Origin of the sequence: Pannonibacter sp. (assembly GCF_051860505.1) — a bacterium.
Classification (GTDB): Bacteria; Pseudomonadota; Alphaproteobacteria; order Rhizobiales; family Stappiaceae; genus Pannonibacter.
Genome location: NZ_JBHYDX010000007.1, coordinates 1 through 15,540, shown reverse-complemented (window position 1 = coordinate 15,540; position 15,540 = coordinate 1). Strand labels below are relative to the sequence as shown.

Sequence of the window (15,540 nt, the reverse complement as noted above, 5' to 3'; positions counted from 1 at the left end):
ATGAACTTTATTGTTTCTGCCACGAAGATCCGGGCTGGGTTTTTCCCGGTCGCCTGAGTATGTCTCGGCGGTTGCTCGGTCTGCTAGGTGCCCTGAATCCTCTCTGAAATAACGCTTGTTTTCAAAACAGGGCTTTTCATTTGGTATGGCTTTGGTATCTTCCTTTCAAAGGGAGGAACAATGACGCGCTTTCTCGGGATTGATGGCGGCGGCACAGGGTGCCGGGCTCAGGTTGCGGACATCAGTGGCCGGATCTGCGGAACTGCGTCCGCCGGACCGTCCAACATCGTTTCCGATCCGGATGGTGCGCTCCACAGTATTCTCCAGGCGGCGCGAGAAGCTGCAGGCGGGGAGGCTGCTCTCGGCGGTCTTCATGCTGTGCTTGGGCTGGCTGGTGGCAATGTCCGCGAGGCCGTTGACCGTCTCGTGGCGCGCCTGCCTTTTGCCTCCGTGCATGTGGTCAATGACGGCGTCACGGCCGTGAAAGGTGCGCTCGGGGATGAGGACGGCGTCATGGCAGCCATCGGCACCGGTTCCATTTTTGCGGTTCAGCGCAAGGACGAGATCCGGGAGGTCGGCGGCTGGGGCTTTGTGCTTGGCGATGAGGCATCCGGTGCCTGGATGGGGCGTCGCTTGCTTGCCATGGCCCTGCGCGCCGTTGATGGCTTCTTGCCAATGACCCCGTTCCTGTCTGAAGTGCTTGCCGAGTTCGGCGGCCCGACCCAGCTTGTCGGCGTGGCGCCGACGATGCGTCCGGCAGAGTTCGCCCGCCTTGCCCCACGGATTGTCGCGGCTGGAGATGCAGGTGATGCGGCGGCTGTTGCCGTCATCCGCGACAGTGTTGCAGAGGTGTCGTCAACCATCGCCTTGCTTCAGGCCGGAGAACATCTGCCTGTGGTGTTCCTCGGCGGTCTCGGGCCGTTGCATGCCAGCCATCTGGCGGGCCACTGGCCGCAGCGCACGGCGCTTGGCGGATCGGTGGAGGGAGCGGTTTTCATGGCTCGCCGCCGGTTTGAGGACGGTCTTTCAGGGGTCGTTCCGGGAGGACTGCGGCATGGATGAGCTGTTTTCGCCCGATGGATTTGACGACGCCGGTCCTTTGTATCTGGCGCTGCACCGGCGCATTGCCGATGCGATCTCCTCCGGTCAGCTGAAGCCTGGGGACAGCCTGCCGCCGGAGCGCGATATGGCCAGCAAGACCGGACTGAGCCGCGTGACCGTGCGCAAGGCCGTCCAGGCGCTGGTGACACAGGGGCAATTGGTGCAAAAGCGTGGGTCTGGTACCTTTGTTGCCCCGCGAGTGGAGCGGCTCGAACAGGCCCTGTCCCTGCTGACATCTTTCTCGGAAGACATGGCCCGGCGGGGCAAGGCGGTGGATTCGGTCTACCTGTCGCGCGGCATTCACGCGCCGACGCCGGAGGAAGTGATGGCCCTCGGGCTCAGTGCCCAGGAGCGGGTCTCCCGGCTTGAGCGCGTGCGCCAGGCCGATGACATCCCGCTGGCCATCGAACGGGCGGCGCTGTCGACCTCCATCCTGCCGGATCCGTTCCGCGTCGACAAATCGCTTTATGCGGTTCTTGCCGAACTCGGGCGTCGGCCCGTGCGCGCGGTCCAACGCCTGTCGGCGACCAATCTGTCGCCTGCAGATGCGGATCTCCTTCATTTGCCGGCCGGTGCGGCCGGACTGCGGATCGAGCGCATTTCCTACCTGCCATCCGGGCGGGTGGTGGAATTCACCCGCTCGCTTTATCGCGGCGATGCCTATGACTTTGCCGTTGAACTCCAGATCGCCCCGGATCCGTCCCGGGCACCGACCGATAAGGACTGATCATGACCACCAAGACGCATATGGCCACCGAAGTTGCCGAGATTCCGGAGGCGGCTGCGCGGTTCCTTGCGGATGCACGTGCTCCTCTGGCTGCTGCGGCGAGCGCGATGCGCGGCCTTGATCCGCATGTCATTGTCAGTGTGGCACGTGGCTCGTCCGACCATGCCTCGACCTATTTCAAATATGCAGTCGAACTGGCTGCTGGTGTTCCGGTCGCCTCTGTCGGTCCCTCGATCGCCTCGATCTATGGCCGAACTCTGAAGCTGACCGGTGCGGCCTGCGTCGGCGTGTCCCAGTCCGGCAAGAGCCCGGACATCGTCGAGATGATGCGGCTGGCCGGCGAAGGCGGCGCGCTGACCATTGCACTGACCAACAACTCCGCCTCGCCGATGGCGGGCGTCAGCGCCCATACGCTGCCGCTCAGCGCCGGACCCGAGCAGAGCGTTGCCGCCACCAAGACTTTCGTCAATTCGGTGGTCGCCGGTCTTGCCCTTCTCGCCGAATGGCTTGAGGACGAAGCTCTGCGGGCTGCCGTTGCCGGGCTTCCGGACGCATTTGCCAAGGCGCTGGAACAGGACTGGACCGCTTTGTCGGATCGGCTCGTCCGGGCCCAGTCGCTTTATGTTCTGGGGCGTGGCCCGGGCTTTGCCATGTCCAATGAAATGGCCTTGAAGTTCAAGGAAACCAGTGGTTTGCACGCAGAATCTTACAGTGCGGCCGAAGTCTTGCATGGCCCTGCCGCCATCGTCGGCGGCCGCTTCCCGGTGCTGGCGCTTGGGGTTGACGATGCCGCATTGCCGCATGTCAGGGCGACGGCCGAGCGGTTGGTCGGGCAGGGGGCGGATGTCTTCGTCACGGGGCTTGAGGTTGCCGGCGCAACGACGCTGCCGACCGTATCCGGCCTGCATCCGATCGTCGCGCCGCTGGTGCTGGGGGTCAGCTTCTACAAGTTCATCGAAGAACTGTCGCGCCGCCGCGGATTCAACCCCGATGTGCCGCCGCACCTGAAGAAGGTCACGGAGACGGTCTGATGCGTCAGGTCTTTACCGGTGCCCGGCTGTTTGACGGCCGGCGCCTGCAGGATGGCAAGGCCCTGCTCGTCGAGGATGGGGTGGTGCATGCCATCACCGATCTTGGCTCTGCCGAGGCCGGCGCCTTCGGCGGCGAGAAGACTGCGTTGTCCGGGGGAATTCTGTCCCCGGGCTTTCTCGATCTTCAGGTCAATGGCGGCGATGGCATCATGCTGGATGGCACGGCGGATGTCGAAAAGATCCGCCGCATCTGCGCAGCCCATGCCCGCCTTGGCGCGACTGGAATCCTGCCGACTTTGATCACCGATACGCCGCAAGCCACCGAAGCCGTCATTGCAGCTGGCGTGGCGGCGGCGCGGGACAAGGTGCCGGGCTTTCTCGGACTGCATCTGGAGGGACCGCATCTCGATCCCCGCCGAAAAGGCGCGCATGATCCGGCGCTGATCCGGCCGATGGAAGAGGCTGATCTTAACCGGCTGTGCCGGGCTGCGGCTGACTTGCCAGTGCTGCTCGTAACGTTGGCGCCGCAGGCTGTGACGCTTGAGCAGATCAGCGGTCTGGTGCGGGCCGGGGTGATCGTCAGCCTTGGCCACACCGACAGCACGGCTGCCGAGGCCCAGGCGGCCTTTGCTGCCGGGGCCCGCTGTGTTACGCACCTGTTCAACGCGATGAGCCAGCTCGGCAACCGCGAGCCGGGGATGGTCGGTGCTGCGCTCGACAACGACAGTCATGCCGGGCTGATTGCCGATGGTGTGCATGTTGCTCCCGAAGGGATACGGATTGCGCTGGCGGCCAAGAAGGGCGAGGGGCTGTATCTTGTCTCCGATGCGATGGCGGCCGCTGGAACCGATGTGACCGAGTTCATGCTGGGAGACCGGCGGATCCTGCGGCGCGATGGCCGGTTGACGCTCGAGGATGGCACGCTGGCCGGCGCCGACATCTGCCTGCCTCGGTCGATCCGCTATCTTGTCGAGACCGTGGGCGCGCCGCTTGAACTGGCCCTTGCCATGGCAACCAGCCGACCGGCTGCCTGCATTTCCGCCTCCGGACGGTTCGGGACATTGGCCGGTGGCGCCCGCGCGGATCTCGTCCATCTGGGTGATCGTCTCGATCTGACCGCTGTCTGGGTTGCTGGTCAGCGACTGGCGATCTGACAGCCTCGCCCAGCCGGCCGCGATCGGAGGGCCGCCTCACCCGGGCCAGGCCGAGGTGAGGCGTGTCACAGGATAAACCGGATGAGACCTGCTTCGGGGCTGCGTAGCGGCCTGAATTGCCTGGCTTTCGCCGGTCGACCTTGAACTGCGCCCGCTGAGGAGGACCCCTTGCCCGCTAGCAGGCAGGGAAGTCTTGCTTGACCTTGCGCACCTGGTCTGCGGTCAGCATGTCGAGAATATTTTCGATCCTGGTCAGCTGGACAAACTTGCCGGCCTGCTCGCTGCGAATGAAGGTTCGAAGCGGGACTTTCTCAGGCAATGGCTTGGTCAGGCAACCGCTGGAGACACCGACCGACAGGTCGCCGCTTCCCGATTTTGACTGCTTGAATGCCTTGATCCTGGCTTGCGCATCGCGCGCCCGGGACAGATCCGTTTCGGCAATCCGGGCGATAAAGATTGCCTCACCCCGGTCTGCCTGCAAGCCTTCGCTGCCGTTCGCTGCAGTGATCTCCAGCTTGAATTCCTCCGAAACGACCGGCACTTCCGCACCGTCCACCCGATAGCTGATCGTCAGCTTTGCGTCGCCTGTCCGCAGGCGAAACGCATCATCGACCCCGATGGCTGCCTGCAGCTGTGCGGGGTCGGTCTCGACCGGGTCGAGACTTGCGACCGCGCGCAGCCCGGCGGTTGTCAGGGACGAACAGGCAACGACGCCGGCGGCCAGAATGGCGCTTGCAAAGGCCTTGCGCATTTAATTTTCCTCGGTTAGATCTTCGAATAAATTATTGTCTAACATTAAAAACAGAAAGCTAAAAATGAAAAAATTAGCACGGAGGCGTTCGGCTCTCGCCCTTGACCGCGCGCTGGTTGGTCTCACGGCGGCAACCGGCTTTCTTGTTGGTCTGACTTTCTCGCTTCTGCTGTGGTCCGTCGCAGCGCCGGCATCTCTCGCCACCGTTATCGCCGCGCAGGTTCCCTATCCGGCATATGATCTGGATGACTGGCAGGTGCAGGCGATCGCGGGCATCGTCCTGGGGCTGTTCGGCCTGTGGCTTCAAGGGCTTGCCGCTCTTCGCGAGCTGGTCTCGATGAAGCGCGATCGCCCGCAGCCGCCGCTTGCCATGGTCCGGGCGGCTCGCCGCCGCGCGATCGGTTTTGCGCTTGCCGCACTGGTCTGGTCCCTGGCTGGCCAGATCCCTGTCTCCGCGATTGCAACCAGTACGGACCCATTGGGCCGGAGCGTGCTCTTCCTGCAGGTCGGCACGCCGACGTTGCTCTCACTTGCCCTGTTCGGACTTTGCTTTTTTGCCTTTCGCGGCATGAACCGGGAAGGCGTGCCGGGCGCAAGCCGGATTGGACCCCGGCTTTACCGCCAGGACTGATGAAGGAAATACGCAATGATTTTCTTGAAATTCAGCGTTTCGGCTGGCGTTTTCCGCGCTGCGGTGTGTCTGGCGGCTGCCGCTTTGGTGCCGGCCTGCGCCCCGACCGTCCGGCAAGCGCCGGCGCCGATCCTTGCGGCGAATGGCCTGTCGCAGGGGACGCTGCACCTGACCCTGCAACAGGGCAATGACATTTTTGATGACGTCAACCAGATCAGCGCGACCGCTGTGACCAGTGACGGCGAGATGTTCACCGGCCGGGTCGTCCAGAACATCGAGCGGACGAATTCCAGCAGCTCCGATACGATCTGGGACAGCTCGAAGAAGACCAAGCATGGCTGGTCGACCCAGTTTCGTGACGGGTCCGATACCTCGATCAGCTACCGCTCCGATGCCCAGGCGGTGCTGACCGGCAATCGGGGCCGGGCGATGACCTGTGATTTCCGCCTCGCCAATCCGGAAGCAGGCATCGACGGCGGCGGCGTTGGCCAGTGCCGTATTTCAGACGGCCGGCAGGTGCCGGTGCAGTTCTGATTCGGACCTCAGATCGCTGTCGTCAGGCGATGGCCGGGTGCATAGGTCAAGCGGACGGCGGTGATCGCGAGGGGCCCAGCCCAGGTTGTGCGATCCATGACGAAGAGGGCCGCGCCTTGCGGGCAGTCGAAGAGATCAGACATGCCTCCATCGGCTTCGGTTGCGAAAAATTCGATGCCACCGCCCGAGAACGATGCGTTCTGGACCAGCCATTCGTTGGGGCTCATCTTTGAAAAGTCAGCGTTTTCCAGTCCGGGAACCGCTAGGTTGATCCAGCGGTCCTCGTGGCAGAATGGGGCGCCATCGGCCTGATGAAGCGCAGTAACGTGCAGCAGCTCGCGTTCCGGGGGCAGGTCAAGCAGCGCCTGGACGGGCTGGGAGATCGGTTCGACCGCCTGGCTGAGGCGCTGGTAGCTGTAGGATAGTCCCCGGCCTTCGATGTCCTGGCGGATGATCGGGATCTGGAAAGTCGCCCGACGCACGGGATTGAGCGGCACGCGGGTGCCGGCCTTGCGCCGACGCTCCAGAAGGCCGAGTTCCGCCAGTTCCCGGAGCGCCCGGTTCACTGTTGCCCGGGCACAGCCGAACTCGGCGGCAAGCTGGGCTTCGTGCGGGATCTGTGCGCCGGGCTTCCATTCGCGGTCGCGGATGCGGCGCAGGGCTTCGGCCTGGATGGTCTGCCAGGTCACCGGACCGGAGAGGGGCTTTGCCATGCGCGCGTCTCTTTTTTCTTTTATTTCAGTATTTTGGCTGATCTTCTGGCATCAGGCGTCCCGCAACCGTGACACAGTCCGGATGTAGTTTTCCGTGATCGCGTCATGGGCGATATGCCGTCCCTCGCGTACGACATGGCGGCCCGCAGACCAGACATCCCGCACAAGCCGGTCATCGCCTGCAAATGCCCAAGCGTCAAGTGCCGTGTCGCCGGACCGACCGGCGAGATGCACGGAATTGCCGTCAAGTGCAATGAAATCAGCAAGTTGGCCGGTGGCAATCACGCCGGACGGGCGGCCGGCAGCCTGGGCACCGCCCTGGACGACAGCCTCGAACAGCACCCGCCCGGTGGATTTGTCGGCGGTCGCCAGGACCGCGCGGGAGCGGTCGCGCAGGCGTTGGGAATACTCAAGGGTGCGCAGTTCCTCCGAGAGCGAGATGCGGATGTTGCTGTCCGAGCCGATCCCGATGATGCCGCCGGCGCCGAGATAGCGGACGCCGTCGAAAATGCCGTCACCGAGACTGGATTCGGTGATCGGGCACAGGCCCGCGACCGCACCGGTGGCGGCGAGGGAAAGCGTTTCGTTTTCAAGCATTTGCGTGCAGTGGATCAGGCACCAGCGGCGGTCGACTTCGGCGTTGCCGAGAAGCCAGTCGACGGGCCGGGCGCCGCGATGGGCGAGCACTTCCTCCACTTCCGCCACCTGCTCGGCGAGATGCATGTGCAGGGGGGCGTCCGGGCGAAGGCTTGCGGCGCGGGCGAGATCTTCTGCGGCAACGGCGCGCAGGCTGTGCGGGGCAACGCCGATCCGGGCGTCATCCGGAAGGTAGGCGAGCGAGCGTTCTGCGGCGTCGACGAGATCGGCGAAGCGGCTGATATCATTGCCGAAACGAACTTGACCAGCCCCAAGGGCCCGCTTGTCGCAGCCGCCATACTGGTAGAACACCGGCAGCAACGTCAGGCCGATGCCGGTCGTAGCTGCGGCGGCGGCAATGCGTTCCGACATTTCGCCGAGGTTTGCATAGGGCGCGCCGCCCGGCTGGTGGTGCAGGTAGTGGAACTCGACGTTGGTGGCGTAGCCGGCTTCCAGCATTTCCATCTGTACGAAGGCAGCAATGGCCTCGACATCATCGGGGGTCAGCTGGTCGAGGAAGCGGAACATCAGCTGCCGCCAGGTCCAGAAGCTGTCGCGTGGATCCGGGCCGCGTCGCTCGCTGAGACCGGCCATTGCCCGCTGGAAGGCGTGGGAGTGGAGATTGGCCGGGGAGGGCAGCAGAAGGGCAACCTGAAGGGCGCCAACAGGCGCGGAAGTTTCTGATTTCACACCAGAAACAACGCCGTCGTAGCCGAAGTTGACGGTTACGCCGGTTGCCCAGCCGCTGGGCAGGAGTGCCTGTTTTGCCCACAGGACGGTTGCAACCGCCGCCGGAGTTGCGGGAGATTTCGCCAGATCGCCTGAAATTGCGCTGCTCATTCTTTCGCCGCCTTCCTCGATTGACACGATTAATATGTGCATACAAAATAGCGCCATCTCGGGAGGAAACCAAGATGGAACTTGATCAGCCGATCATCCTGACCAACGCGACGCTGGCCACCCTGGCGGGGCCGACGGGCTATGGCCTGATCCAGAATGGCGCTGTGGTCGTGACCGGACAAACCATCGCCTTCGTCGGACAAAGCGACGCCATTCCCGGAGAATTTGCGACCCTGCCGCGCCTTGATCTGGAAGGCCGCCTGGTGACCCCCGGTCTCATCGATTGCCACACCCATATCGTTCATGGCGGACACCGGGCGCGCGAGTTCGAGATGCGTCTTGACGGCGCGACCTACGAAGAAGTGGCAAGGGCAGGGGGCGGCATCGTCTCCTCGGTCCGCTCGACCCGCGAGGCCAGCGAGTCCGACCTCGTCGCCTCCGCGCTGCCGCGTCTTGATGCGCTGATCAGCGAGGGGATGACCGCAATCGAGATCAAGTCCGGCTACGGACTGGAGATCGAGACCGAGCTGAAGATGCTGCGGGCCGCCCGGCGGCTGGGCCATGAGCGCAAGGTGCGTGTCCGGACCACTTACCTTGGCGCCCATGCGGTGCCGACCGAGTACAAGGGCCGGACGGAGGCCTATCTGACCGAGGTCTGCCTGCCGGGGCTGGAAGCTGCGGCGGCCGAGGGCCTCGTCGATGCGGTCGACGGGTTCTGCGAGGGCATTGCCTTTTCGGTCGAGGACATGACGCGGGTGTTTGACGCAGCGAAGCGTCTTGGTTTGCCGGTGAAGCTTCATGCCGAACAGCTGTCGCGCATCGGTGGAACCCAGCTGGCCGCCCGCTACGGTGCGCTGTCGGCCGACCATGTGGAATATGCAACCGACGAGGACGCGGCCGCGCTGGCGGCCTCCGGCACCGTGGCGGTGCTGCTGCCCGGCGCCTTCTATGCCATCCGCGAGACCCAGCTTCCTCCCGTTGCCGCCTTCCGGGCGCATGGGGTGCCGATGGCGCTGGCGACCGACTGCAATCCTGGCACTTCGCCGCTGACCTCGCTGCTCCTGACCATGAACATGGGCTGCACCTTTTTCCGGCTGACCGTCGAGGAAGCGCTGCGCGGCGTCACCGTCAATGCTGCCCGTGCCCTCGGCCTTGCTGACTGCGGCCGGATTGCCGTCGGCCTGCGTGCTGATCTTGCCATCTGGAATGCAACGACGCCGGCGGAGCTTGTCTACCGCTTCGGCTTCAATCCCCTTCACGCCCGCGTTTTCGGAGGTTCGCAATGACCGTTGTTCTCCAGCCCGGCCGCGCCACGCTGGCCGACCTTGAACAGATCTGGCGCAACAGCAGCGCGGTCCGGCTTGACCCCTCGGCGCGTCCGGCGGTCGATCTGGCGGCGGCCCATGTGGCGGCGGCGGCGAATGGCGAAGCCGGCGTCTATGGCGTCAACACCGGCTTCGGCAAGCTGGCCTCGGTGAAAATCGCGCCAAAGGATACGGCGACCCTGCAGCGGAACCTGATCCTGTCGCATTGCTGCGGCGTCGGCGAGGCGCTCGACCGGGCCGCAACCCGTCTGATGATGGTGCTGAAGCTCCTGAGTCTTGGACGCGGCGCGTCGGGCGTGCGCTGGGAGGTGATCGCCCTCATCGAGGCGATGCTTGAAAAGGGCGTGACGCCGGTTGTTCCCTCGCAAGGGTCGGTGGGTGCCTCCGGCGATCTGGCCCCGCTTGCGCACATGACGGCGGTGATGATCGGTGCCGGCGAGGCGATCTATGGCGTCGAGCGGCTTTCCGGCGGCGATGCGCTGAAGATGGCGGGCCTGACCCCGGTCGTCCTTGGCCCCAAGGAAGGGCTGGCGCTCATCAATGGCACGCAGTTTTCCACCGCGCTGGCGCTGATCGGCCTGTTCGAGGCCTGGACCAACGCTGCCGCCTCGCTGGTGATCTCGACGCTGTCGACCGATGCCATCATGGGATCGACCGCACCGCTGCAGCCGGAAATCCATACCCTGCGCGGCCATCGCGGCCAAATCGAAGTGGCGGACCTGATGCGCGCCATCATGGAGGGCTCGGAAATCCGCGAGAGCCACCGCGAGGGCGACACGCGCGTGCAGGATCCCTATTGCATCCGTTGCCAGCCGCAGGTGCTGGGGGCGGCTGTCGACCTGTTGCGCTTTGCCGGCTCGACGCTGGAAATCGAGGCCAATGCGGTCACCGACAACCCGCTGGTGCTGGGCGAGGGCCGGATCGTTTCGGGTGGCAACTTCCATGCCGAGCCGGTGGCCTTTGCCGCCGACCAGATCGCGCTGGCGGTGGCTGAAATCGGTGCGATCGCGCAGCGGCGCGTGGCGCTTATGGTCGATCCGACGCTGAGCCACGACCTGCCGCCGTTCCTCACCCCCGATCCGGGCCTCAACTCCGGCTACATGATCGCGGAAGTCACGACGGCCGCCTTGATGAGCGAAAACAAGCACCTGGCAACGCCGTGCTCGACGGATTCGACGCCGACCTCGGCCAACCAGGAAGATCATGTGTCGATGGCCGCCCATGGCGCGCGCCGCCTCCTGCGGATGAACGCAAACCTCTCGGTGATCCTCGGTGTCGAGGCGCTGTGTGCGGCGCAGGGCATCGAGTTCCGCGCGCCGCTGAAGACCTCGGCGCGGCTTCAGGCGGTGATCGGACGCCTGCGCGGCGTGGCGGCGGCGCTGAAGGAAGACCGGTATCTGGCCCCCGACATCGAGGCGGCATCTGCGCTGGTGCGCTCCGGGGCGTTTGCGGCGGCGGCTGAGATCGGGGCGTTCAAGGTCTGAGGTCGAGGCGGTGCCATGATGCCCAAACTGTCATCCCGGTTTGCCGCGCAGCGGCAAGACCGGGATCCAGTAACCTTGGTGGTGATGATGGCGAAGACCGGGGTTACTGGATCCCCGCCTTCGCGGGTATGACGGGAGAGGTTGGTTCGGAGGCGCTGCGGCGAGGGTTGAAGCTGGATGTGTCGGGGCCTCACCGCGCCCCTCCCCCTCGTGGGGGCCGAAGGCGGGTCGAGACCGTTGGCTCGACCCAGGCAGGGGTAGGGGTGGGAGGCTCAGAGGTTGAGTTTGGGCTGGGCTTCTCTCTTTGATGGTTCGCCAAGAGGCTGGCGGGTTTGAAAGTTGAGGCGCTTTCGCCGGGATGAGAGGCCGCCCCCCCACCCCCAACCCCTCCCCACGAGGGGGAGGGGAGCGGAGAGGCGGTGCAATGATGCCCAGATTGTCATCCCGGTTTGCCGCGCAGCGGCAAGACCGGGATCCAGTAGCCCCGGCGGGGATGATGGCGAAGGCCGGGGGTACTGGATCCCCGCCTTCGCGGGGATGACGGGAGAGGGCGGGGATGACGACAGAGTTTTTGGTATCGGCCTGGAAAGGGCGAACGACGTGCGTTGAGGCCGGAAAAGGAAGTCGGGTGGATGGTTGAGATGACGCGTGACGATCAGATTGGGCCGGTGACGGTGACGCGGGGCGAGAGCCCCGTGGTGCTGGGGTTGCCGCATTCGGGCACGCATGTTCCGGCCGAGATCCGGGCGAAGCTGAATGCGCGCGGGCTGGTGCTCAGCGACACCGACTGGCATGTGGACCGGCTCTATGACGGTCTGCTGCCGGGGGCGACGACCGTGGCCGCGACCTTCCACCGCTATGTCATCGACGCCAACCGGCCGCCGGACGGGGCAAGCCTTTATCCGGGGCAGAACACCACGGGGCTGGTACCGCTGACCGATTTCGATGGCGAAAACATCTGGCTGGAGGCCCCGGACGCGGCCGAGATCGAGCGGCGGCGGCTGGCCTTCCATGCGCCCTATCATGCGGCGCTCGAAGCCGAACTGCAGCGGGTGCATGCGATCCACGGGTTTGCTGTGCTCTACGATTGCCACTCGATCCGTTCCAACATCCCGTTCCTGTTTGACGGCACGCTGCCGGACTTCAACATCGGCACGGTGGAGGGCACGTCCTGTGCGCACGGTCTGGGCGAGGCGGTGGCCGGCATCTGCCGGGCGGCGGCGGGCTACAGCACGGTGGTCGATGGCCGCTTCAAGGGCGGCTGGACCACCCGGCACTATGGCCGGCCGGCGGAAGGCTATCACGCCATCCAGATGGAGCTGGCGCAGGCGACGCATCTGGAGACCGAACTGCCGCCCTATGCCTACAGCCTGACCAAGGCCGCGCGGCTGCGGCCGGTCCTCACATCCATTCTCGAGACCGTGGCGTCCGGAGCCTGGCGCGGATAAGCGCGGGACCGGATGTCACTTCACTGCATATGAAATGTTGCTTCGGAGAGGAAACATGACCAATCCCCGCCATAACCAGCGAGACATCTTCCCGCCCACCGGCACGACGCTGAACGCCAAGAGCTGGCTGACGGAAGCCCCGCTGCGCATGCTGATGAACAACCTGCACCCGGATGTGGCCGAGAACCCGCATGCGCTGGTGGTCTATGGCGGCATCGGCCGCGCCGCGCGCACCTGGGACGACTTTGACCGCATCGTTGCGGCGCTGAAGTCGCTGGAAGACAACGAGACGCTGCTGGTCCAGTCGGGCAAGCCGGTCGGCGTGTTCCGCACCCATGCCGATGCCCCGCGCGTGCTGATCGCCAACTCGAACCTGGTGCCGCACTGGGCGACCTGGGACCATTTCAACGAACTCGACAAGAAGGGCCTGGCCATGTACGGCCAGATGACCGCCGGGTCGTGGATCTACATCGGCACGCAAGGCATTGTGCAGGGCACCTACGAGACCTTTGCCGAGGCCGGCCGCCAGCATTATGGCGGTGATCTCAAAGGCAAGTGGATCCTGACCGGCGGCCTTGGCGGGATGGGCGGCGCACAGCCGCTGGCCGCCGTGATGGCGGGCGCCTGCTGCCTTGCGGTCGAATGCGACGAGACCCGCGCCGACTTCCGCATCCGCACGCGCTATGTCGATGAAAAGGCACATACGCTGGACGAGGCGCTGGCGCTGATCGACCGCTGGACCAAGGCGGGCGAGGCGAAGTCCGTGGCGCTGATCGGCAATGCGGCCGACGTGTTCCCGGAACTGGTTCGGCGCATGAAGGCCGGTGGTCCGCGCCCGGACATCGTCACCGACCAGACCTCGGCCCATGACCCGATCCACGGCTATCTGCCGTCCGGCTGGACCGTCGGCGAATGGCGCGCCAAGCAGGAGAGCGATCCGAAGGCTGTCGAGAAGGCGGCGCGTGCCTCGATGCGCGTGCATGTTCAGGCGATGGTCGACTTCTGGAACGCGGGCGTGCCGACGCTCGACTATGGCAACAACATCCGCCAGGTGGCCAAGGACGAGGGCCTGGAAAACGCCTTTGCCTTCCCGGGCTTCGTGCCGGCCTATATCCGGCCGCTGTTCTGCCGTGGCATCGGGCCGTTCCGCTGGTGCGCGCTGTCGGGTGACCCGGAAGACATCTACCGCACCGACCAGAAGGTGAAGGAACTGATCCCGGACGACGCGCATCTGCACAACTGGCTGGACATGGCGCGCGAGCGCATTGCCTTCCAGGGCCTGCCAGCACGCATCTGCTGGGTGGGCCTCGGCCTGCGCCACAAGCTGGGTCTGGCGTTCAATGAAATGGTGCGGACCGGTGAGTTGAAGGCGCCGATCGTCATCGGCCGCGATCATCTCGATTCTGGCTCTGTCGCTTCGCCGAACCGCGAGACGGAAGCGATGAAGGACGGCTCGGACGCCGTGTCCGACTGGCCGCTGCTCAACGCGCTGCTCAACACCGCCAGCGGCGCCACCTGGGTGTCGCTGCACCACGGCGGCGGCGTGGGCATGGGCTTCTCCCAGCATTCAGGCATGGTGATCTGCTGCGACGGCACGGAAGCGGCCGACCGACGCATCGCCAATGTCCTGTGGAATGATCCGGCAACGGGGGTGATGCGTCACGCCGATGCCGGCTACGAAATCGCGCTCGATTGCGCGCGCGAACATGGCTTGAACCTGCCGGCAATCCTGAAAGACTGAACAAGAGGGGACAGGGCAAGCAATGACAACCAACCAGAATGGAGGTCTGACCATGAAGAGACGTGATTTCCTCAAGACCGCAGGCATCGGTGCGGCGGCAGCAGCGGGCACGGCGGCGCTTGCCGCTCCGGCCATCGCGCAGGACGTAATCAAGTGGCGCATGGTCAGCGCCTGGCCGAAGAACCTGCCGGGGCCGGGTGTCGCCGCCCAGGCGCTTGCCGATCGCATCACCGCCCTGTCGGGTGGCCGGCTGCAGGTGGAATTGTTCGCCGCCGGTGAAATCGTCCCTGGACCGGGCGTGTTTGATGCTGTCGCCGAAGGCACGGCCGAGATCTATCACGCGGTGCCGGCCTACTGGGGCTCCAAGTCCAAGGGCATCCTGCTGTTCGGTTCGCAGCCGCTGGGGCTGACCGCCATCGAGCAGATCGGCTGGATGCAGCAGGGCGGCGGTCAGGCGCTCTATGACGAGATGTACGGCCGTTTCGGCCTGAAGCCGTTCCTGTGCGGCAACTCGGGTCCGCAGTGGTTCGGCTGGTTCCGCAACGAGATCAAGACGGTCGACGACCTGAAGGGCCTCAAGTACCGCACCACCGGCCTCAACTCGGAAGTCTGCGCCAAGCTGGGCATGGCCGTGGAAGCCATGTCCGGTCCGGCGATGTTCCAGGCGCTGCAGTCGGGTGCGCTGGATGCGGGCGAGTTCATTGGTCCGTGGTCGGACAGTGCGCTGGGGCTGCAGCAGGTCGCCAAGAACTACTATGCGCCGGGTGTTGGCGAGCCGTCCTCGGCCGAGGAATGCGCCATCAACATCAAGGCCTGGGAAGCGCTGCCGGATGACCTCAAGCAGGTGGTGACCTTCGCCTCGCAGAGCCTCTACAACCCGGTGCTGACCGAGTACAACACCAAGCACGCCCTGGCCCTGCGCGAGTTGAAGGACAAGCATGGCGTGACCGTGCACACCCTGCCGGACGAGATCGTCGTCGCCATGGGCAATGCCATGGGCGAGGTGGTCAGTGAGCTGCGCGACAACAGCGACGAGCTGGTCAAGCGCATCACCGAGAGCTTCCTTGCCTACCGGTCGCTGATGACCGAGTACATGCCCTATGCGGACGCCGGCCAGATGAACGCCCGCAGCCTGACGTATAACTACGGTTGAGATTGAACGGCCCCGGCGCGGGGTAAAAGTCGCGCCGGGGTTTGCCTTTGCTGTCATCCCGGTTTGCCGCAAGGCGGCAAGACCGGGATCCAGTCGTTCTTCTCCCCTCAAGGGCAGGGCTATCGCATATGAAGTCAGACGGTCTTCGAGGCCTCTCAGCCCCCTTCGTGGGGAGGGGTGAGGGGTGGGGGGCACGGGAGGCCGTCAGATCACAAAGTGTCTGAAGTACGCCTAGTCAGGAACGTGAAACCTGGATTTTAGTCCGCTCCCC

General features: G+C 64.9%; 14 protein-coding genes. 11 read left to right on the top strand and 3 right to left on the bottom strand.

Going from position 1 to position 15,540, the window contains the following annotated elements; all coding sequences use genetic code 11:
* Nucleotides 1-180 precede the first annotated feature (180 nt).
* Genes ACTIFE_RS06485 through nagA form a run of 4 tightly spaced genes read left to right on the top strand, consistent with a single transcriptional unit; the run spans nt 181 to nt 4,013 of the window.
* Entirely contained in the window at nt 181-1,062 is an 882-nt protein-coding gene (locus tag ACTIFE_RS06485) for a BadF/BadG/BcrA/BcrD ATPase family protein (RefSeq protein WP_439528352.1), read from the top strand.
* Nucleotides 1,055-1,828 carry a GntR family transcriptional regulator gene (locus ACTIFE_RS06480; RefSeq protein ID WP_439528351.1) on the top strand — a complete coding sequence of 258 codons (774 nt, stop codon included), beginning with the start codon at nt 1,055-1,057 and terminating at the stop codon, nt 1,826-1,828. Before ACTIFE_RS06485 ends, ACTIFE_RS06480 begins: the two co-directional genes overlap by 8 nt.
* Nucleotides 1,828-2,859 carry an SIS domain-containing protein gene (locus ACTIFE_RS06475; RefSeq protein ID WP_439528488.1) on the top strand — a complete coding sequence of 344 codons (1,032 nt, stop codon included), beginning with the start codon at nt 1,828-1,830 and terminating at the stop codon, nt 2,857-2,859. Before ACTIFE_RS06480 ends, ACTIFE_RS06475 begins: the two co-directional genes overlap by 1 nt.
* Nucleotides 2,859-4,013, top strand: a complete 1,155-nt coding sequence (nagA, locus tag ACTIFE_RS06470) for an N-acetylglucosamine-6-phosphate deacetylase (protein WP_439528350.1) — start codon at nt 2,859-2,861, stop codon at nt 4,011-4,013. Before ACTIFE_RS06475 ends, nagA begins: the two co-directional genes overlap by 1 nt.
* 175 nt (nt 4,014-4,188) lie before the next feature.
* On the opposite strand, the gene ACTIFE_RS06465 is transcribed toward nagA, so the two are convergent.
* Nucleotides 4,189-4,764: a hypothetical protein gene (locus ACTIFE_RS06465; protein WP_439528349.1), complete on the bottom strand. Its 576-nt coding sequence runs from the start codon at nt 4,762-4,764 to the stop codon at nt 4,189-4,191.
* Between the two features lie 64 nt (nt 4,765-4,828).
* Between ACTIFE_RS06465 and ACTIFE_RS06460 the strand changes: the two genes are divergently transcribed.
* Both ACTIFE_RS06460 and ACTIFE_RS06455 read left to right on the top strand, forming a co-directional pair.
* Nucleotides 4,829-5,395: a hypothetical protein gene (locus ACTIFE_RS06460; RefSeq protein ID WP_439528348.1), complete on the top strand. Its 567-nt coding sequence runs from the start codon at nt 4,829-4,831 to the stop codon at nt 5,393-5,395.
* A gap of 15 nt (nt 5,396-5,410) precedes the next feature.
* A complete protein-coding gene (locus tag ACTIFE_RS06455; protein ID WP_439528347.1) occupies nt 5,411-5,929 on the top strand; it encodes a hypothetical protein in 519 nt (172 codons plus the stop codon).
* Between the two features lie 8 nt (nt 5,930-5,937).
* Here the strand turns inward: ACTIFE_RS06455 and ACTIFE_RS06450 are convergent, their stop codons facing one another.
* Together ACTIFE_RS06450 and ACTIFE_RS06445 are read right to left on the bottom strand one after the other, a co-directional pair.
* The gene (locus tag ACTIFE_RS06450) at nt 5,938-6,642 is read right to left on the bottom strand and encodes a GntR family transcriptional regulator (protein ID WP_439528346.1); all 705 of its coding nucleotides are present in this window, start codon (nt 6,640-6,642) and stop codon (nt 5,938-5,940) included.
* 51 nt (nt 6,643-6,693) lie between these two features.
* Nucleotides 6,694-8,118 carry a formimidoylglutamate deiminase gene (locus tag ACTIFE_RS06445; RefSeq protein WP_439528345.1) on the bottom strand — a complete coding sequence of 475 codons (1,425 nt, stop codon included), beginning with the start codon at nt 8,116-8,118 and terminating at the stop codon, nt 6,694-6,696.
* Nucleotides 8,119-8,192: 74 nt separating this feature from the next.
* Between ACTIFE_RS06445 and hutI the strand changes: the two genes are divergently transcribed.
* The 5 genes from hutI (at nt 8,193) to ACTIFE_RS06420 (ending at nt 15,269) form a co-directional block, all read left to right on the top strand.
* Nucleotides 8,193-9,404 (top strand): imidazolonepropionase, encoded by a 1,212-nt coding sequence (gene hutI / locus ACTIFE_RS06440; RefSeq protein WP_439528344.1) that lies wholly within the window; start codon nt 8,193-8,195, stop codon nt 9,402-9,404.
* Nucleotides 9,401-10,927, top strand: a complete 1,527-nt coding sequence (hutH, locus tag ACTIFE_RS06435) for a histidine ammonia-lyase (RefSeq protein ID WP_439528343.1) — start codon at nt 9,401-9,403, stop codon at nt 10,925-10,927. Before hutI ends, hutH begins: the two co-directional genes overlap by 4 nt.
* A 641-nt stretch (nt 10,928-11,568) precedes the next feature.
* A complete protein-coding gene (gene hutG, locus ACTIFE_RS06430) occupies nt 11,569-12,375 on the top strand; it encodes an N-formylglutamate deformylase (protein WP_439528342.1) in 807 nt (268 codons plus the stop codon).
* A gap of 55 nt (nt 12,376-12,430) precedes the next feature.
* The gene (hutU, locus tag ACTIFE_RS06425; protein ID WP_439528341.1) at nt 12,431-14,116 is read left to right on the top strand and encodes a urocanate hydratase; all 1,686 of its coding nucleotides are present in this window, start codon (nt 12,431-12,433) and stop codon (nt 14,114-14,116) included.
* A gap of 52 nt (nt 14,117-14,168) precedes the next feature.
* Nucleotides 14,169-15,269 carry a TRAP transporter substrate-binding protein gene (locus ACTIFE_RS06420; protein WP_439528340.1) on the top strand — a complete coding sequence of 367 codons (1,101 nt, stop codon included), beginning with the start codon at nt 14,169-14,171 and terminating at the stop codon, nt 15,267-15,269.
* The last annotated feature ends 271 nt before the right edge of the window (nt 15,270-15,540 follow it).